Raw genomic sequence first — 15,937 nt, forward strand, 5'->3', positions numbered from 1 at the left:
TGCTCCGGTTGGCCCCGGATTGTAGGGATCGGCGGGAGGCCGGTCTTGCAACGCGTCAAGCCGTGTGAACCCGCGCCACCAACCGGTCATCGCCGAGCACGATCAGCGCAAACAGCAGTTCGTCCAGCGAATCGGCCTGCGTGGTCTTGCGGGCCAGCAGCGGCGTGGCCTTCGGGTTCAGCACCACGAAATCGGCTTCGTGCCCAGGCGTCAGGTTGCCCACCACGCCTTCGAGCCCCAGCGCACGCGCTGCGCCCGCGGTGTGCTGCCACCAGAGCTGGCCAGGCGACAGGCTCAGGCCGGGCTTGGTGTGCCCTTCCCGCCCGATGTAGTAGGCGGAGAGCATGGTGTGGAAGGGCGAGAAACTGGTGCCCCCACCCACATCGCTGGCCAAGCCGTAGCGCATGCCGGCCGCGTCGGCCGCGGCGTAGTCGAAGAAGCCGCTGCCCAGAAACAGGTTGCTGGTCGGGCTGACGGCGGCAGCGGCGCCGGTCTCGCGCATCAGAATGCGGTCGTGCGTGTCCAGGTGGATGCAGTGGGCGTAGACCGCACGCTCGCGCAGCAGGCCGAAGTCGCCGTACACCCCCAGATAGCTGCGCGCCTGTGGGTAGAGCTCGGCCACCCAGCGCACCTCGTCTCGGTTCTCCGCCACGTGGGACTGGATCCACACCTCCGCGTATTTCGCGGCCAGCTCGCCGGCGCCGCGCAGCTGGGCGTCGGTGCTGGTGGGCGCAAAGCGCGGGGTGATGGCGTAGCCCAGCCGGTCCACGCCGTGCCAGCGCCGGATCAGTGCTTCGGTGTCAACGAGGCTCTGCTCGGTCTCATCGCGCACACCGTCGGGGCTGTGGCGGTCCTGCAGCACCTTGCCGGTGATAAAGCGCAGACCCCGCGCCTGCGCGGCTTCGAAGGCAGCGTCCACCGACGCGGAGTGCGAGGTAGCGAAGGTCAGCGCGGTGGTCACGCCGTGGCGGGCCAGCTCGTCGAAGAAGAAGTCGGCCACGCAGCGGGCGTAGGCCTTGTCGGCAAAACGGCTTTCGTGGGGGAAGGTGTAGTTCTCCAGCCATGGCAGCAGGCCGGCGGCCGGCGCGCCGATCACGTCGGTCTGCGGGTAGTGCACGTGCAGGTCGATGAAGCCCGGCGCGATCAGGTGACCACGCAGGTCTTCGACGGCCACACCGGCGAAGCGGTCAATCAGCGCGCCATGGCTGCCGGAGGCGCGCACCACGCGGCGGCCGCTGGCGTCGGGGCCGACCACCAGCAGGCCGTCGCGGTCGTACAGCGGCTGGCCATGGTCATCAAATCGAAGAAGGGCGGCGCGGTAGGCTTTCATGAAGCCGACAGCTTAGCCGCAAGCGCGCGCGGCGACATACCGCCAAACGAATGCACACCATGTGTTCAGCGTGGCAGTTTCGTCGCCACGCCCTCGACCAGCCACTTCATGCCCAGGATGGCGCCATCGTCCAGCGCCTGTCCGGCGGCGATCACAGTCTTGCCCTCGTTGTCCTTCACGCCAGCCTTGCCGCCGCTGAACACGGCCAGCTGGCCCGCCGCCATGTCCTTCTGACGCGCCATCACCTCGCTCTGCACGGCGGCCGGCACCTTGCTGCCAAAGCTGTCGACGCGGATCATGCCCTCACGCACACCACCCCAGACCTGTGCGCTCTTCCAGCTGCCATCCAGCACCGCCTTGACGCGGCGGGTGTAGTAGTCGCCCCACTGGTGGGTGACGGCAGCCACCTGCGCGTCGGGCGCGACCTTGCGCATGTCGGAGTGGTAGGCCACAGCCAGCTTGCCGCGCTCCTGCGCGGCCACCATCACCGCATTCGACCCGGTGTGGAAGGCCAGCACCTCGGCACCCTGGTTCATCAGCGTCATGGCCGCGTCGCGCTCGCGCGGCGGGTTGAACCACTCACCGAGGAACACGACACGCACCGTGGCCTGGGGATTGACCGAACGCATGCCCAAGGTGAAAGCGTTGATGCCCTGCAGCACCTCGGGAATGGGGAAGCCCGCCACGTAGCCGGCCTGCGTGGCCATGCGCCCGGCGGCGATGCCGGCCAGGTACCGGCCTTCGTAGTAGCGCGCGTTCGATGTGGCCACATTGGGCGCGGTCTTGTAGCCGGTGACCGACTCGAACTTCACGTTCGGGAACTCGCGCGCGACCTTCAGCGTGGGCTCCATGTAGCCGAAGCTGGGGGTGAAGATGATCTGGTTCCCCTGCATCGCCAGGTCGCGGATCACGCGTTCGGCGTCCGGACCCTCGGCCACGTTTTCGACGTAGCTGGTCTTGACCTGACTGGGCAGCGCTGCCTCCACGGCCAGGCGGCCCTGGTCGTGCTGGCGCACCCAACCGGCATCGGTCAGTGGTGCGACGTAGACGAACGCGGCCTTCACCGGCGGCGTGGATTGGGAGAAAGCGGGGGAGAAAAAACAGGCGGCCGCGAGCGCGGCAGCGAGGTTTTTGTACATGGTGGTCCTCTACATGGCTTCCGTGAGACAAAAAAGAAGCGAGCCGGGGAAGCACCGGCTCGCTGGAGCGTGATTTTACCGGTCTGCTGCCAGCCCAGGGTCGGACAGTGGCGGTCCGAGGTCGTACAGGTAGGCCGTGGTGCCGGGGCCGTCCAGTTGTTCGATCAGCACTCCCCGGCGGTCCGCGTGGTCGAGGATGAAACGCTGCTCGTTGACCCTGACGCGCGGCCGGCAGTGGTTGCAGTTGTGGCTGAAGACGAACCAGGTGCGGCCGGCGCCCAGCGCACGATCAATCTCGCTCAGGTAGAGCTCGGGCTGCCAGCGGTGAAAAGTTCCTTCAACAAACTCGCCGGGGCCGAACCCGTACCGCGCTGCGTAGAAGGAGAACGCAGGCACTGCGCCGTAGTACACATAAATCTGGTCCCCAGCGCGCCGGTGGTCAGCCACCTCCTTCATGAGTGGCTTGATTTCTTCCATCACCGGGTGGTCCCGCAGATGCTGCCGGTCAAGGTCCACGGCATGGAACAGCAGCAGGCTGGCCAGTCCGAGGTACACGCTGCCTGCCAGCACCGGGTGCCCGTCGCGCAGCCATTGACGGCAGCGCTCCGCCCCTTCGGCCAGCGCCAGGGCGGCGGCGGGCATCATGAACAGCAGGAACCGCCCGTGGAACGGGTAGCGCGACAGTGCCGAGGCGACCAGCGTGGCCACCAGCGTGAGCACCATGGCCAGGGCCAGGGGCCGTCGGCGCACCCAGAGCGACGCAATCCCGAGCAGCAAAAGCACCGACGGGAGCACGCCCGCATGCATGGAGAACAGATGGTTCAGAACGCCCGACAGGCTGGCGCGGTACCAGCCCCAGTGCGACCAGGGCGGCAGCGGGGCAAAACTGCGGCGCCAGAAGTCGGTGAGGGATGGGTTTGCCGCCACGTGCCGAAGGTGCAGCAGGTACAGCAATGCGAAGCTGAGCACCCAGGCAGCGGCCACGCCGCCCCAGGAGCGGAGAAAGGACGGGGCGCGCAGCTCGCGCCAGTGCAGCAACACCACCGCGCCGCCCAACCCGGCCAACACAAACACCGACGGATGGGAACACCACACGGCCAGCGCACCGGACATGGCCAGCCGTGTGCGAGCCCGCGAATCGGCCGACTGCTTCAGGACCTCACCGAAACACCACATCAGGTATGCCGCCACCAGCGCATCCAGCGAGTACTGCTTGAGCTCGCTGCTGTAGCGCACATGCTCGGGCGCCAGCGCCACCAGCGCCAGGGCCAGCCAGGCGAAAGGCCTGGTGCCATCCTGGCGCGCCAGCAGGAACACCATCGGCAGCAGAGCCAGACCGGCCAGGAGAGGGACCACCCGCAACAGGTCGTCGGAGCCACCCAGCAGGTGGTGGATCAGCCACTGGAGCAGGAGGAATCCGAGTGGTGCGGCCTGGTCGTACAGCAGCGGCTGCACCAGACCGAGCAGGCTCTGGCGCTGGATGTTCACCCCCAGCATCGCCTCGTCGAGCCAGAGGGAGCGCCCGGGCGCAAAGTAGTCCAGCCTGAGGAACAGGGCCCAGGCCAGCACGATCAACACAGGCAGCCATTGCCACGGCAGCCCCGTCTTGCGAGTCGTCACCACCCCACTCCTTCGCCAAACGAATGGGCGAAATTGTGGGTCGTGACACTTTGGAAACGCTTAAGACGGCCTCAGCCCGCGGCGCACACGGCGATGCGGTCGAACATCTCGAGCCGGCGCTGCTCCGAGACAAAGCTGGCCTCGAAGCTGTTGCGCGCCAGCTGGACCACGTCCTCGCGGCTGAGGTCCAGGGCCAGCACCGTCTGTTCGAAGTTGGCGTTCATGTAGCCGCCGAAATAGGCCGGATCGTCCGAATTGACCGTCGCGCACAGGCCGGCGTCCAACATCTTCTTCAGCGGGTGGTCGCGCAGGTCGTCCACCACGCAGAGCTTGAGGTTGGAAAGCGGGCACACCGTCAGCGGCATCCGGGTGTGGGCCAGCTCGGCCATCAGCAGCGGGTCCTGCAGCGCGGCCACGCCGTGGTCGATGCGTTGCACCTTGAGCAGGTCGATGGCCTGCCACATGTAGTCAGGCGGGCCCTCCTCGCCCGCGTGGGCCACGAGCTTCAGGCCCAGTTCGCGGCAGCGCGCGAACACACGCTCGAATTTCTCAGGCGGGTGGCCGACTTCGCTCGAATCCAGCCCCACGCCGATGAAGTGCCCGCGGTACGGCAGCGCCGCCTCCAGCGTGGCGAACGCGTCCTCCTCGCTGAGGTGGCGTAGGAAACACAGGATCAGCGCCGAGCTGATGCCCAGCTCGGATTCCGCCCGCTTGCAGGCGCCGGACAGTCCTTCGATCACCGTCGCCATGGGCACGCCGCGCGCGGTATGGGTCTGCGGGTCGAAAAAGAGTTCGGTGTGGATGACGTTGTCGGCCTTGGCGCGCAGAAAGTAGGCCCAGGCCATGTCGTGGAAGTCCTGCGGCTGGAGCAGCACGCTGGCACCGGCGTAGTAAATGTCCAGGAAGCTCTGCAGGTCGGTGAAGGCGTAGGCCGCGCGCAGCGCCTCCACGCTGGGGTAGGCCAGCACCACACCGTTGCGCTGCGCCAGTTCAAAGATCAGCTCGGGTTCGAGCGAACCTTCGATATGGATGTGCAGTTCGGCCTTGGGGATGGCGCGGGCGAGTTCGATGGCGTTCATGAAAACTCCTTGTGGTCTTGTTTTTCAGCACACCCCGAGCGCGATGCCGGTGCGGGCCAGGTAACGGCGGTAGGCGCTGGACATGCGATCGGCAGGGCCGTGCACTTCCGGTATCGCGCCGTCCTTGCCAATGGGCAGGCGCCGGGGCTGTTGCGATTCGACGATGGGTTTGTCCTGAGCGAATACCGCGTCCTGGAAGGCACGCAGTTCCTCGTCGTCGCTCAGGTCGCCCAGCGTGGCCATGGCGAACCAGGCGGTGCAGGCTTCGGGGCCGTCGGGGCGGATGAACAGCGCGATCGCGTTGCTCACGGTGTCGCCCTCGGCCGCATCCTTGCGCAGGATGGCCGCGAACGGGTGCGGCACTTCGTAGCGGTAGGCCACCCAGCCGCCCTCCTCCGCCCCCGCATAGCCCTTGGGCTGCCAGGCCTTGCATTCGCGCGCGTGCACACCGTCGGCATCCTCGTCCACCCGGCCGGTGTCCACCTGGGCGTGGCTGCGCGCGCCCAGCCAGCCTTCATGCACGAAACCGAAGTGGCTCAGGTCCAGGAAGTTCTCCACCAGCCGCGGCGCGCTGGTCTCCACGGCGTAAGGGCCGCAGATCACCTGGCGCCACAGCGGGTCGTCCCAGGGCTCAAACGCGGGCGGAGACGATAGGGAGGCGGGGAGTTCTGACCGGTCGGGACGTTCCAGTCGCACCCATACCAGGCCATGGCGCTCCTGCGCCTCGAACACCCGGGCGCAGTGTGCGGCAGGCGGCTCGAAAGCCGGCGCTGCCGGCACGTGCACGCAGCGCCCCACGGACACCGGCGCACCGTGGTGGCCCTGCGCCGCGGCACCATCGCCCGCGAACTGCCAGCCGTGGTAGGGACACTCCAACCGCGCGCCATGCAGGTTCGTGAGCACCCGCCCCAGCGACAGCCGGGCGCCCCGGTGCGGGCAGCGGTCGGCCCAGGCGTGCACCACGCCGGGCTGGCCCTCGTGGCCATGCTCGCGCCACAGCACCATGTCCTGCCCCAGCAGCGACACGGCCACCGGCGCGTCCCGCAGGTGCATGCCTGCGATGACCGGGTGCCAGAGTTGTGTTTCGATCATGTGCTTCCTTGAAACAGAAAAGGCCGCCCGAAGGCGGCCTTTGTTCGGGCTGTCAGCAAAGTTCCGGACTCAGTTCGGAAGCTTCCCCTCAACGCCCTTGACGTAGAACTTGATGCCGCCCAGGAACTTGTCATCGGCGACGGCGTCCTTGGCCAGCACTTCCTTGCCATCCTGACCCACGATCGGGCCCTTCCAGATGGAGAAGGAACCGTCCTTCAGACCGGCCTTGATGGTGTCGATCTTGGCCTTGGTCTCGGCCGGCACGTCTTCGGCGATGGAGACCATGTCGATCGCGCCTTCCTTGTGGCCCCACCACACGCCACCGGTGGCCCAGGTGCCCTCCAGCGCGTCCTTGACGGCCTTGATGTAGTACGGCCCCCAATTGATGACGGCCGAACCCAGGTGGGCCTTGGGACCGTAGGCGGTCATGTCGGAATCCCAGCCGAAGGCGCGCTTGCCCATCTTCTCGGCGGTCTGCAGCACAGCCGAGGAGTCGGTGTTCTGCATCAGAACGTCGGCGCCACCGTTGATCAGCGAGGTGGCGGCTTCGGTTTCCTTCGGCGGATCGAACCAGCCGTTGACCCAGACCACCTTGGTCTTGACCTTGGGGTTCACCGACTGCGCGCCCAGGGTGAAGCTGTTGATGTTGCGGATCACTTCGGGAATTGGGATCGAGGCCACCACACCCAGGGTGTTGGTCTTGGTCATGGAACCGGCGATCACACCGGCCATGTAGGCGCCCTCGTAGGTGCGGCTGTCGTAGGTGCGCATGTTCTCGGCCGTCTTGTAGCCGGTGGCGTGCTCGAACTTCACGTCCTTGAAGTCGGGCGCGACCTTGAGCATGGGCTCCATGTAGCCAAAGGTGGTGCCGAAGATCAGCTTGTTGCCCTGGCCGGCCAAGTCGCGCAGCACGCGTTCGGCGTCGGCGCTCTCGGGCACGTTTTCCACGAAGCTGGTGACGACCTTGTCGCCGAACTCGGCCTCGACCGCCTTGCGACCGTTGTCATGGGCGAAGGTCCAGCCACCGTCACCGACGGGGCCGACGTAGGCGAAGGCGACCTTCAGCGGCTCGGGCTTGGGCGCTTCGGCAGCGGCGGGTGCCGGTGCGGGCGCAGCCGCCGGCGCGGCCGCCTCTTCCTTCTTGCCGCAGCCGATCAGGGCCGCGCTGGCCACAGCCGTCAGGGCCGCCAGCTTGATCAGGGAACGCTTGTTCAGGTCGGTCATGGAAACCTCTTGGGGGGTTGGGAGTGGAGAAAACAGAACAACGAAAGATTATGAACCCGGGTAGAACGGCTTGCCGATGGAGGCGGGCATGTTCACGCGGATCCAGGTCGGGTTGCGCGAGATCAACACCAGCACGACGATGGTGGCGAGGTAGGGCATCATGGTCAGGAACTGGCTCGGCACGTTGACGCCCATGCCCTGCAGGTGGAACTGCAGCATGGTCACGCCACCGAACAGATAGGCACCGAGCAATACGCGTGCCGGGCGCCAGGTGGCGAACGTCGTCAGGGCCAGCGCGATCCAGCCCTTGCCGGCGATCATGCCCTCCACCCAGAGCGGGGTGTAGACCGTGGACACGTAGGCGCCGGCCAGACCGCACAGCGCGCCGCCGGCCATCACGGCCAGCAGGCGGATGCGGCGCACCGGGTAACCCAGGGCGTGCGCCGATTCGGGGCTCTCGCCCACGCTGCGCAGCACCAGGCCGGCGCGCGTGCGGAACAGGAACCAGATCAGCCCGAACACCAGCCCCACACAGACGTAGACCATGGGGTGGTGGCGGAACAGGGCATTGCCGATGAAGGGAATATCGGCCAGCAGCGGAATGGCGAAGGTCGATTGTTCGGGCAGCTTGGCCTGCACATAGGACGTGCCGGCGAAGGCCGAGAACCCTCCGCCGAACAGCGACAGCGCGAGACCGGTGGCGTACTGGTTGGTGTTGAGCCAGATCACCAGCCCGCCAAAGATGGCCGCCAGCAGCGCCCCGGCGGCCATCCCGGCGGCGAAGCCGGCCACGGTGCTGCCGGTGTGCACCACGGTGGCAAAACCCGCCAGGGCGGCGCAGAGCATCATGCCCTCGGCCCCCAGATTGACGATGCCGGCTTTCTCGTTGATCAGCAGGCCCAGCGAGGCGATGGCCAGCACAGTGCCGGCGTTCAGCGAGGCGGCGATGAGGAGTGCGGTGGATTCCATGTCAGCGACTCCTTATTTCTTCCAGACCACGCGGTACGCGATCAGCGTATCGCAGGCCAGCAGCGCGAACAGCAGCAGACCCTGGAACACGCCGGTGATGGACTTGGGCAGGCCCAGGCGCGACTGCGCGAGTTCGCCGCCGATGTAGAACATGCTCATCAGGATGGCCGAGAACACGATGCCCACCGGGTGCAGGCGGCCGACGAAGGCGACGATGATGGCCGCGAAGCCGTAGCCCGCCGGCACATAGGGTGTGAGCTGGCCGATGGGACCGGCCACCTCCAGCGCACCGGCCATGCCGGCCATGCCGCCGGAGGTGAGCAGCGCGATCCACAGCGCCTTGCGCGAGGAGAAGCCGGCGTAGCGCGCCGCGGCCGGCGCCAGACCGCCCACCTGCTGGGCAAAGCCCGAGTAGGTGCGGAACAGGAACACCCACACCGCCGCCACACCGGCCAGCGCCAGCAGCAGGCCCACGTTCACCCGCGAGCCCTGCATGAGCTTGGGAATCTGCGTGACCGACTCGAAGGTCTTGGTCTGCGGGAAGTTGTAGCCCATGGGATCCTTCCACGGGCCGTAGACCAGGTAGTTGAGCACCTGGATGGCCACATAGACCAGCATCAGGCTGACCAGGATCTCGTTGGCGTTGAAGCGGTCGCGCAGCAGGGCCGTGATGCCGGCCCACAACATGCCGCCCACGACACCCGCCACGATGATGGCCGGCACGATCCAGCCGCCGGTGGTCTTGTCCGCCGTCAGCGCCACGCCGGCCGCGAAGATGGCGCCGATCAGGTACTGGCCTTCGGCGCCGATGTTCCAGACGTTGGAACGGAAGCACACCGCCAGCCCGAGCGCGATGATCATCAGCGGCGTGGCCTTGACCATCAGCTCGGACAGCGCGTAGGTGCTTTTGACCGGCTCCCAGAAGAAGACCTGCAGGCCGCGCACCGGGTCCTTGCCCAGGGCGACGAACAGGATGACCCCGATGACCACGGTGATGGCCAGCGCCAGCAGCGGCGAGGCATAGCCCCAGCGCGCTGAGGGCTGGGGACGGACTTCAAGCCGCAGCATGGGCGGTCTCCTTGTTCTTGTGGTGGTGTGCGGCGTCGTCCCACAGGCCCGACATCCATTCGCCGATGCGTTCGACCGTGGCGTCGGCGCGGTCGATGCTGGGCGACAGCCGCCCCTTGGCGATCACGTGCAGGCGGTCGCTGATCTCGAACAGCTCGTCCAGCTCCTCGCTGACCACCAGCACCGCGCAGCCCGCGTCGCGCAGCCTGAGGATCTCGCCGCGGATCTGCGCCGAGGCGCCCACGTCCACACCCCAGGTGGGCTGGCTGACGATCAGCAGCTTCGGTTGGGCCTCGATCTCGCGGCCGACGATGAACTTCTGCAGGTTGCCGCCCGACAGCGACTTGGCCGCCGCTCCCGGCCCGTTGGCCTTGACCTTGTAGCGGGCGATGATGTCTTCGGCCTGCGCCTTGAGCGCGCCGAGCTTGAGCCAGCCGCCCGCGCCCACCGCATCGCGCCGCGAGAGCAGCAGGTTCTGCGCCAGCGAGAGCGTGGGCACCGCACCGCGGCCCAGGCGTTCCTCGGGCACGAAGTGCAGGCCCAGGGCCCTGCGACGGCCCGGCGGCAGGCGTGAGGCGTCCTGCCCCAGCACGCTGATGCTGCCAGCCGGCGCGCGCCGGTCCTCGCCCGACAGCGCGTGGAGCAGTTCGCCCTGGCCGTTGCCCGACACGCCGGCGATGCCCACCACCTCGCCAGACCGCACCGTCAGCGCAATGTTCGCAAGGTCGGTGCCGAACGGATCGTCGCTGGCCAGCGTGAGGTTCTGCACCTGAAGCACCGCGGCACCCGCGTTCAGCTCCCGCGACTCCAGTGCCGGCGGCTCTGCACCGATCATCAGGCGCGACAGGGACGCGTTGCTTTCGTTCTGCGGGTTGCACACGCCCGTGACCTGGCCGCCACGCAGCACGGTGCAGGCGGTGCAGAGTTCGCGGATCTCGTGCAGCTTGTGGCTGATATAGAGGATGGAGCAGCCTTCGGACGCCAGCTTCTTGAGCACCACGAACAGCTTTTCCACCGCCTGCGGCGTCAGCACCGAGGTCGGTTCGTCCAGGATCAGCAGCTGCGGGCTGGTCAGCAGGGCGCGGATGATCTCGACCCGCTGCATCTCGCCCACGCTCAGCGTGTGCACCGGGCGCTTGGGGTCGATGTCCAGCCCGTATTCGGCGGCGGTGGCGTCGATGCTGGCGGTGACTTCGTTGAGGGTGAGCGACTTGTCCAGCCCGAGCCAGACGTTCTCGGCCACGGTGATGGTGTCGAACAGGCTGAAGTGCTGGAACACCATGCTGATGCCCAGCGCCCGCGCTTCCTGAGGGTTGCGGATATGCACCGGCTTGCCATTGAACATCACCGAGCCTTCGTCGGGCTTGACCGATCCGTAGATGATTTTCATCAGCGTGGATTTGCCAGCACCGTTCTCGCCGAGCACGGCGTGCACCTCGCCGGGGGCGACGGAGAGCGACACGTTGCTGTTGGCCACCACGCCGGGATAGCGCTTGGTGATGCCGGTCAGCTGCAGTCTTGGGGTCGTCAAGGCGATCTCCTTCTGATTGTGGTGGGGGCTCAGGCCGCGGCGGCCTCGGGCTCGGCGCGGCGCAGCGAGGCCGCCACGGTCTTGATCTGCTCACGCAGCCAGCGGCCCGCACTGGAAGCGTGGGTGCGCTCGTGCCAGAGCTGGTAGTACATCATTCGCGGGAACTCCACTGGGCACGGCAGCACTTTGACCGGCAATGCACCGACATAGCGCTCGGCGTACTGGCGGCCGGTGGTCAGCACCAGCAGGGTGCCCGCCACCATGGCCGGGATGAGGCCGAAGTGCGGGCAGCGCGCGGTGATGTTGCGCACCAGGCCCTGGCTGGCCAGGTGCTCATCCACAAAGCCGCGCGCGCCCGGGTGGGTGGGCGTGGGGGCGATGTGTTCGGCCGCCAGCCAGGCCTCGGTGTCCCAGCCGCGGCGCACGGCCGGGTGGTGGCTGGCCACGAGGCAGACCACCTCGTCGCCGAACAGCCGGCCCAGGTGCAGCTCCTGCGGCGGTTTGGGCCAGTTGCCAATCACCACGTCGTAGTGGCCCTGGGCCAGGTGGGCGCGGTAGTCGGCGTCGGCCGACAGGGGATGGATGTCGATGCCGCAGTTCGGCGCCGTGGTCTTGACCTGCGTCACCAGCTGGGGCAGGAACAGCGGGTCCAGGTAGTCGCTCGCGGCCAGGCTGAAGGTCTGGCGCGCGGTGGCCGGGTCGAAGGCACGGGCGTCGGAGAACAGCATCTCGGCGCTGCGCAGGATCTCGGCCGCCGGTTCGATCATGCGCAGTCCCGCCACCGTGGGCACCATGCTGGCGCCCGAGCGCACCAGAAGGGGGTCCCCCGCCAGTTCGCGCAGGCGCTTGAGCGAGGCGCTGACCGCCGGCTGGTACATGCCCAGCCGCAGCGCTGCCCGCGACACGCTGCGTTCCGTGAGGACGGTGTGCAGCACGCGGATCAGGTGCAGGTCAATCTTGTCGAACATGGAAACGTATTTCATACCCGGAGCTCATGCGCGCGGATGGAGGTTCCGGCATTCTCGCCATACGCCTGAGCATATGTTGTGCCACGGCCCCCGGCGCTATGCTGGCCCGCATGAACGCAAAAAAACCCGGGCAAACCCTGAGATTCCTGCGCCGCGGCGAAGCCGTGACGGTCCACGATGTGGCGCCCGACCGCACCCTGCTGGACCTGCTGCGCGAAGACCTGCATCTGACAGCCACCAAAGAAGGCTGCGGCGAAGGCGACTGTGGCGCCTGCACCGTGGTGCTGGGCGAAACGGTGGACGGCCGGCTCACCTACAAGGCCATCAACAGCTGCATCCGGCTGGCGCACTCGGTGGACGGCATAGCGGTGTACACGGCGGAAGACATCACCGCACCCTCCGGCGAGCTGCATCCCGCCCAGGAGGCCATGGTCCGGTGCCATGGTTCGCAATGCGGCTTCTGCACGCCGGGCTTTGTCATGAGCCTGTTCGGCATGTACCAGAACACGAAGGGTGCGCAGAAGCTTTCGCGGGAGCAAGCGCAAGCCGACCTTTCAGGCAACCTCTGCCGCTGCACGGGCTACCGGCCGATCCTGGACGCCGCGCAGCAGATGGGCCAGCTCCCCCTGCCCGCCGGCTGCGCCGTGGACGAGGCGGCGACCGTGGCCGCGCTGCGGGCGCTCAAGAAGAAGCCCGCAGCGGACGGGCCCTACCTGCGCCCCACCACGCTGTCCGAACTGCTGCAGGCCCGTGCCGCGCATCCGCAGGCCCAGGTCGTGGCCGGAACCACCGACGTGGGGCTGTGGATCACCAAGATGCACAAGCGTTTCCCGCAGGTGCTGGACGTGACCGCCGCACGCGAGCTGCAGCGGGTAGAAAGCTATCCGCACCACATCGCCATCGGCGCGGCGGTGACGCTGACCGATGCCTTTGCCGCCCTGGTGAAGGAACGGCCCCAGCTGCTGAGCTTCAGCCAGCGCTTCGCCGGTCTGCCGGTGCGCAACTCGGGCACGCTGGGCGGCAACGTGGCCAACGGCTCGCCCATCGGCGATTCCATGCCGCTGCTGATCGCGCTCGGTGCCAGCGTGGTGCTGATGCGCTGGAAGAAGACGAAGGCCGGCGGTGAGATCGCCCACCGCGAACTGCGCCTGGAAGACCTCTACACCGGCTACAGGTCCAACGTGATGCGGCCCGACGAACTGCTGTGCTGGATCAAGGTGCCCAGGCCCACCGGGCACGCGCTGGAAAAGGTCTACAAGATCAGCAAGCGCTTCGACGACGACATCTCTGCGGTGTGTCTCGCCATCCAGATGACGGTAAAGGCTGGTGTGGTGCAGCAGGTCTCCATCGGCGCCGGCGGCGTGGCCGCCACCCCCGCCCGCGCGCGCCAGACCGAAGCGGCCTTGCTCGGCCAGCCTTGGACCGAGGACACCGTGATGCACGCGATGGACACCCTGCGCACCGAATTCCAGCCCATCAGCGACATGCGCGCCAGCGCCGCCTACCGCCAGACGGTGCTGGGCAACCTGCTGCGCCGCTTCTGGCTGGAAAGCCAGGGGCAACAGGCCATCAACCTCGAAAGCCTCAAGACCCTGGAGGCCCTGTCATGAACGCACCGGATCTCAAGCTCGTGGTGGACAACACGCCTGCCACCACCGCAGCAGGCGTTTCTCGTTTCCATGAGAGTGCGAAGGCCCAGGTGGCCGGCGCCGCCACGTACATCGACGACATCCCCGAGGTGCGCGGCACCCTGCACGCCGCGCCGGTCTGCTCGCCGGTGGCGCACGGGGTGCTCCGAGGCATCGACGCCTCCGCCGCCCTGGCCGTGCCCGGCGTGCATGCCTTCATCGGGCCCGACGACATCCCCGGCGACCGCGTACTCGCCGCCTTCGCGCACGACGAACCCGTGTTCGCCGAAGGCACGGTGCAGTTCCTGGGTCAGGTCGGCGGCCTGATCGTCGCCGACGACGTGATGACCGCGCGCCGCGCGGCCCGGCTGGTCAAGTGGGACATCGAGCCGCTGGAGCCGGTGCTCACGCCGCAGCAAGCGCATGCAAAGCAACGCTATGTGCTGCCGCCGGTGCACGTGACCCGCGGTGATGCGGCGGCCGCGCTGCAGCGCGCTCCGCACACGCTGGCCGGTGCGTTCGAGGTTGGCGGACAGGAGCACTTCTACCTGGAAGGCCAGATCGCCTACGTGCTGCCGCTGGAGCAGCAGCAGTGGTGGGTCTACAGCAGCACGCAACACCCGGGCGAGGTGCAGCACTGGGTCTCGCACGCGCTGGGCCTGGCCAACCACGCGGTCACGGTGGAATGCCGGCGCATGGGGGGAGGCTTCGGCGGCAAGGAGACGCAGGCAGGCCATCTGGCCGTCTGGGCCGCCATCGCGGCCAACAAGCTGCGCCGGCCGGTCAAGCTGCGGCTGGACCGCGACGACGATTTCATGATCACCGGCAAGCGTCACCCGTTCGCCTACAGCTACCGCGTCGGTTTCGACAATCGCGGGCGCCTGTGCGGGCTGGAGCTGGACATGCTGGCCAACTGCGGTTTCAGTGCGGACCTGTCGGGCCCGGTGGCCGACCGCGCCGTCTTCCACGCCGACAACGCCTACTTCCTCGAAGACGTCGCGATCCACTCCTACCGCTGCAAGACGAACACGCAGAGCCACACCGCCTACCGCGGTTTTGGCGGCCCTCAGGGCGTGATCGTCATCGAACGCATCATGGGCGACATCGCGCGCCACCTCGGCGTGGACGCGCTCGACGTGCGGCTGGCCAACCTGTACGGCATCGAGGATCGCAACGTCACGCATTACCAGATGGCGGTGGAGGACAACATCCTCGAACCGCTCATGACGCAGCTCGCGCTCACCTGCGGCTACCGCGAACGCGCCGAGCAGATCGCGCACTGGAACGCGAGCAGCCCGGTCATCAAACGCGGCATCGCGCTCACGCCGGTCAAGTTCGGCATCAGCTTCACCGCCACGCTGTTCAACCAGGCCGGTGCGCTGGTGCACGTCTACACCGACGGCAGCGTGCAGGTGAACCACGGCGGAACGGAAATGGGCCAGGGCCTGAACACCAAGGTCGCAGCCATCGTGGCCGACGAGCTGGGCGTGCCCTTCGAGCGCGTGCTCTCGACTGCCAGCGACACCAGCAAGGTGCCCAACGCCAGTGCCACCGCAGCCAGCAGCGGCACCGACCTGAATGGCCGCGCGGCGCAGTTCGCCGCGCGCCAGGTGCGCCAGAACCTCGCGGCTTTTGTCGCGGGTCTCGACGGCGTCGGCGCAGGCGCGGTGCGTTTCGAAGGCGGCCAGGTCATCACCGAGAAGCAGACCCGGACCTGGGAGTCGGTGGTCGGTGCGGCGTATGCCAACCGCATCCAGCTCTGGAGCGATGGCTTCTACCGCACGCCCAAGATCCACTACGACAAGGTCACCATGCTGGGCCGGCCGTTCTACTACTTTGCCTACGGTGCGGCGGTGACCGAGGTCGCCATCGACACGCTGACCGGCGAAAGCCGCGTGCTGAAAGTGGACATCCTGCACGACGTGGGCCGCAGCATCAACCCGGCCATCGACATCGGCCAGATCGAGGGTGGCTTTGTTCAGGGCATGGGCTGGTTGACCACCGAACAGTTGGTGTGGAACGGCAAAGGTCTGCTCCAGACCCACGCGCCCAGCACCTACAAGATCCCGGCCACAGGTGACATCCCCACACACTTCCGGGTCGATCTCTGGCCCGAAGCCAACCGCGAGGACAACGTGCACGGCAGCAAGGCCGTGGGCGAGCCGCCCTTCATGCTGGCAATCAGCGTGTTCGAGGCGCTGCGCGACGCGGTGGCCCAGGCCGGTGGGCGGCCTGAGGCCATGAACGCGCCAGCGACAGCGGAGGAAGTTCTGCGCGCCCTGGAGTGAG

The 15,937-nt window shown here is 67.5% G+C and carries 12 protein-coding genes; 2 read left to right on the plus strand and 10 right to left on the minus strand.

What is annotated here, in order from left to right:
• Nucleotides 1-55 precede the first annotated feature (55 nt).
• The 10 genes from guaD to ACFOPI_RS10380 all read right to left on the minus strand — a co-directional run bounded on the left by guaD (nt 56) and on the right by ACFOPI_RS10380 (nt 12,035).
• Entirely contained in the window at nt 56-1,330 is a 1,275-nt protein-coding gene (gene guaD, locus ACFOPI_RS10335) for a guanine deaminase (protein WP_382173565.1), read from the minus strand.
• A gap of 65 nt (nt 1,331-1,395) precedes the next feature.
• Nucleotides 1,396-2,469, minus strand: coding sequence for a BMP family ABC transporter substrate-binding protein (locus ACFOPI_RS10340; protein WP_382173566.1), 1,074 nt, complete (start codon nt 2,467-2,469; stop codon nt 1,396-1,398).
• 75 nt (nt 2,470-2,544) lie between these two features.
• Complete coding sequence (locus ACFOPI_RS10345) at nt 2,545-4,089, minus strand: hypothetical protein (RefSeq protein WP_382173568.1); 1,545 nt, start codon at nt 4,087-4,089, stop codon at nt 2,545-2,547.
• 71 nt (nt 4,090-4,160) lie between these two features.
• A complete protein-coding gene (locus ACFOPI_RS10350) occupies nt 4,161-5,168 on the minus strand; it encodes an adenosine deaminase (RefSeq protein ID WP_382173570.1) in 1,008 nt (335 codons plus the stop codon).
• Nucleotides 5,169-5,192: 24 nt separating this feature from the next.
• Nucleotides 5,193-6,260: a Rieske 2Fe-2S domain-containing protein gene (locus tag ACFOPI_RS10355; protein ID WP_382173572.1), complete on the minus strand. Its 1,068-nt coding sequence runs from the start codon at nt 6,258-6,260 to the stop codon at nt 5,193-5,195.
• A gap of 69 nt (nt 6,261-6,329) precedes the next feature.
• The gene (locus tag ACFOPI_RS10360; protein WP_382173574.1) at nt 6,330-7,484 is read right to left on the minus strand and encodes a BMP family ABC transporter substrate-binding protein; all 1,155 of its coding nucleotides are present in this window, start codon (nt 7,482-7,484) and stop codon (nt 6,330-6,332) included.
• 48 nt (nt 7,485-7,532) lie between these two features.
• Complete coding sequence (locus ACFOPI_RS10365) at nt 7,533-8,453, minus strand: ABC transporter permease (protein WP_382173575.1); 921 nt, start codon at nt 8,451-8,453, stop codon at nt 7,533-7,535.
• 12 nt (nt 8,454-8,465) lie between these two features.
• Complete coding sequence (locus tag ACFOPI_RS10370) at nt 8,466-9,521, minus strand: ABC transporter permease (protein ID WP_382173576.1); 1,056 nt, start codon at nt 9,519-9,521, stop codon at nt 8,466-8,468.
• Nucleotides 9,508-11,052, minus strand: coding sequence for an ABC transporter ATP-binding protein (locus ACFOPI_RS10375; RefSeq protein WP_382173578.1), 1,545 nt, complete (start codon nt 11,050-11,052; stop codon nt 9,508-9,510). The genes ACFOPI_RS10370 and ACFOPI_RS10375 overlap by 14 nt, the downstream gene beginning before the upstream one ends.
• Nucleotides 11,053-11,081: 29 nt before the next feature.
• Entirely contained in the window at nt 11,082-12,035 is a 954-nt protein-coding gene (locus ACFOPI_RS10380; protein ID WP_382173580.1) for a LysR family transcriptional regulator, read from the minus strand.
• Nucleotides 12,036-12,130: 95 nt separating this feature from the next.
• Between ACFOPI_RS10380 and xdhA the strand changes: the two genes are divergently transcribed.
• Nucleotides 12,131-13,630: a xanthine dehydrogenase small subunit gene (gene xdhA, locus ACFOPI_RS10385; RefSeq protein ID WP_382173582.1), complete on the plus strand. Its 1,500-nt coding sequence runs from the start codon at nt 12,131-12,133 to the stop codon at nt 13,628-13,630.
• The gene (gene xdhB / locus ACFOPI_RS10390) at nt 13,627-15,936 is read left to right on the plus strand and encodes a xanthine dehydrogenase molybdopterin binding subunit (RefSeq protein WP_382173584.1); all 2,310 of its coding nucleotides are present in this window, start codon (nt 13,627-13,629) and stop codon (nt 15,934-15,936) included. The genes xdhA and xdhB overlap by 4 nt, the downstream gene beginning before the upstream one ends.
• Nucleotide 15,937 lies beyond the last annotated feature (1 nt).

The organism is Hydrogenophaga luteola, from assembly GCF_042648585.1.
GTDB classification, from domain to species: Bacteria; Pseudomonadota; Gammaproteobacteria; order Burkholderiales; family Burkholderiaceae_C; genus Hydrogenophaga; species Hydrogenophaga luteola.

Bases quoted from the DNA above. Each gene is read 5' to 3' on its own strand.
- guaD (WP_382173565.1), bottom strand. From the start codon at position 1,330: ATGAAAGCCTACCGCGCCGCCCTTCTTCGATTTGATGACCATGGCCAG.
- ACFOPI_RS10340 (WP_382173566.1), bottom strand. From the start codon at position 2,469: ATGTACAAAAACCTCGCTGCCGCGCTCGCGGCCGCCTGTTTTTTCTCC.
- ACFOPI_RS10350 (WP_382173570.1), bottom strand. From the start codon at position 5,168: ATGAACGCCATCGAACTCGCCCGCGCCATCCCCAAGGCCGAACTGCAC.
- ACFOPI_RS10355 (WP_382173572.1), bottom strand. From the start codon at position 6,260: ATGATCGAAACACAACTCTGGCACCCGGTCATCGCAGGCATGCACCTG.
- ACFOPI_RS10360 (WP_382173574.1), bottom strand. From the start codon at position 7,484: ATGACCGACCTGAACAAGCGTTCCCTGATCAAGCTGGCGGCCCTGACG.
- ACFOPI_RS10365 (WP_382173575.1), bottom strand. From the start codon at position 8,453: ATGGAATCCACCGCACTCCTCATCGCCGCCTCGCTGAACGCCGGCACT.
- ACFOPI_RS10370 (WP_382173576.1), bottom strand. From the start codon at position 9,521: ATGCTGCGGCTTGAAGTCCGTCCCCAGCCCTCAGCGCGCTGGGGCTAT.
- ACFOPI_RS10380 (WP_382173580.1), bottom strand. From the start codon at position 12,035: ATGAAATACGTTTCCATGTTCGACAAGATTGACCTGCACCTGATCCGC.
- xdhA (WP_382173582.1), top strand. From the start codon at position 12,131: ATGAACGCAAAAAAACCCGGGCAAACCCTGAGATTCCTGCGCCGCGGC.
- xdhB (WP_382173584.1), top strand. From the start codon at position 13,627: ATGAACGCACCGGATCTCAAGCTCGTGGTGGACAACACGCCTGCCACC.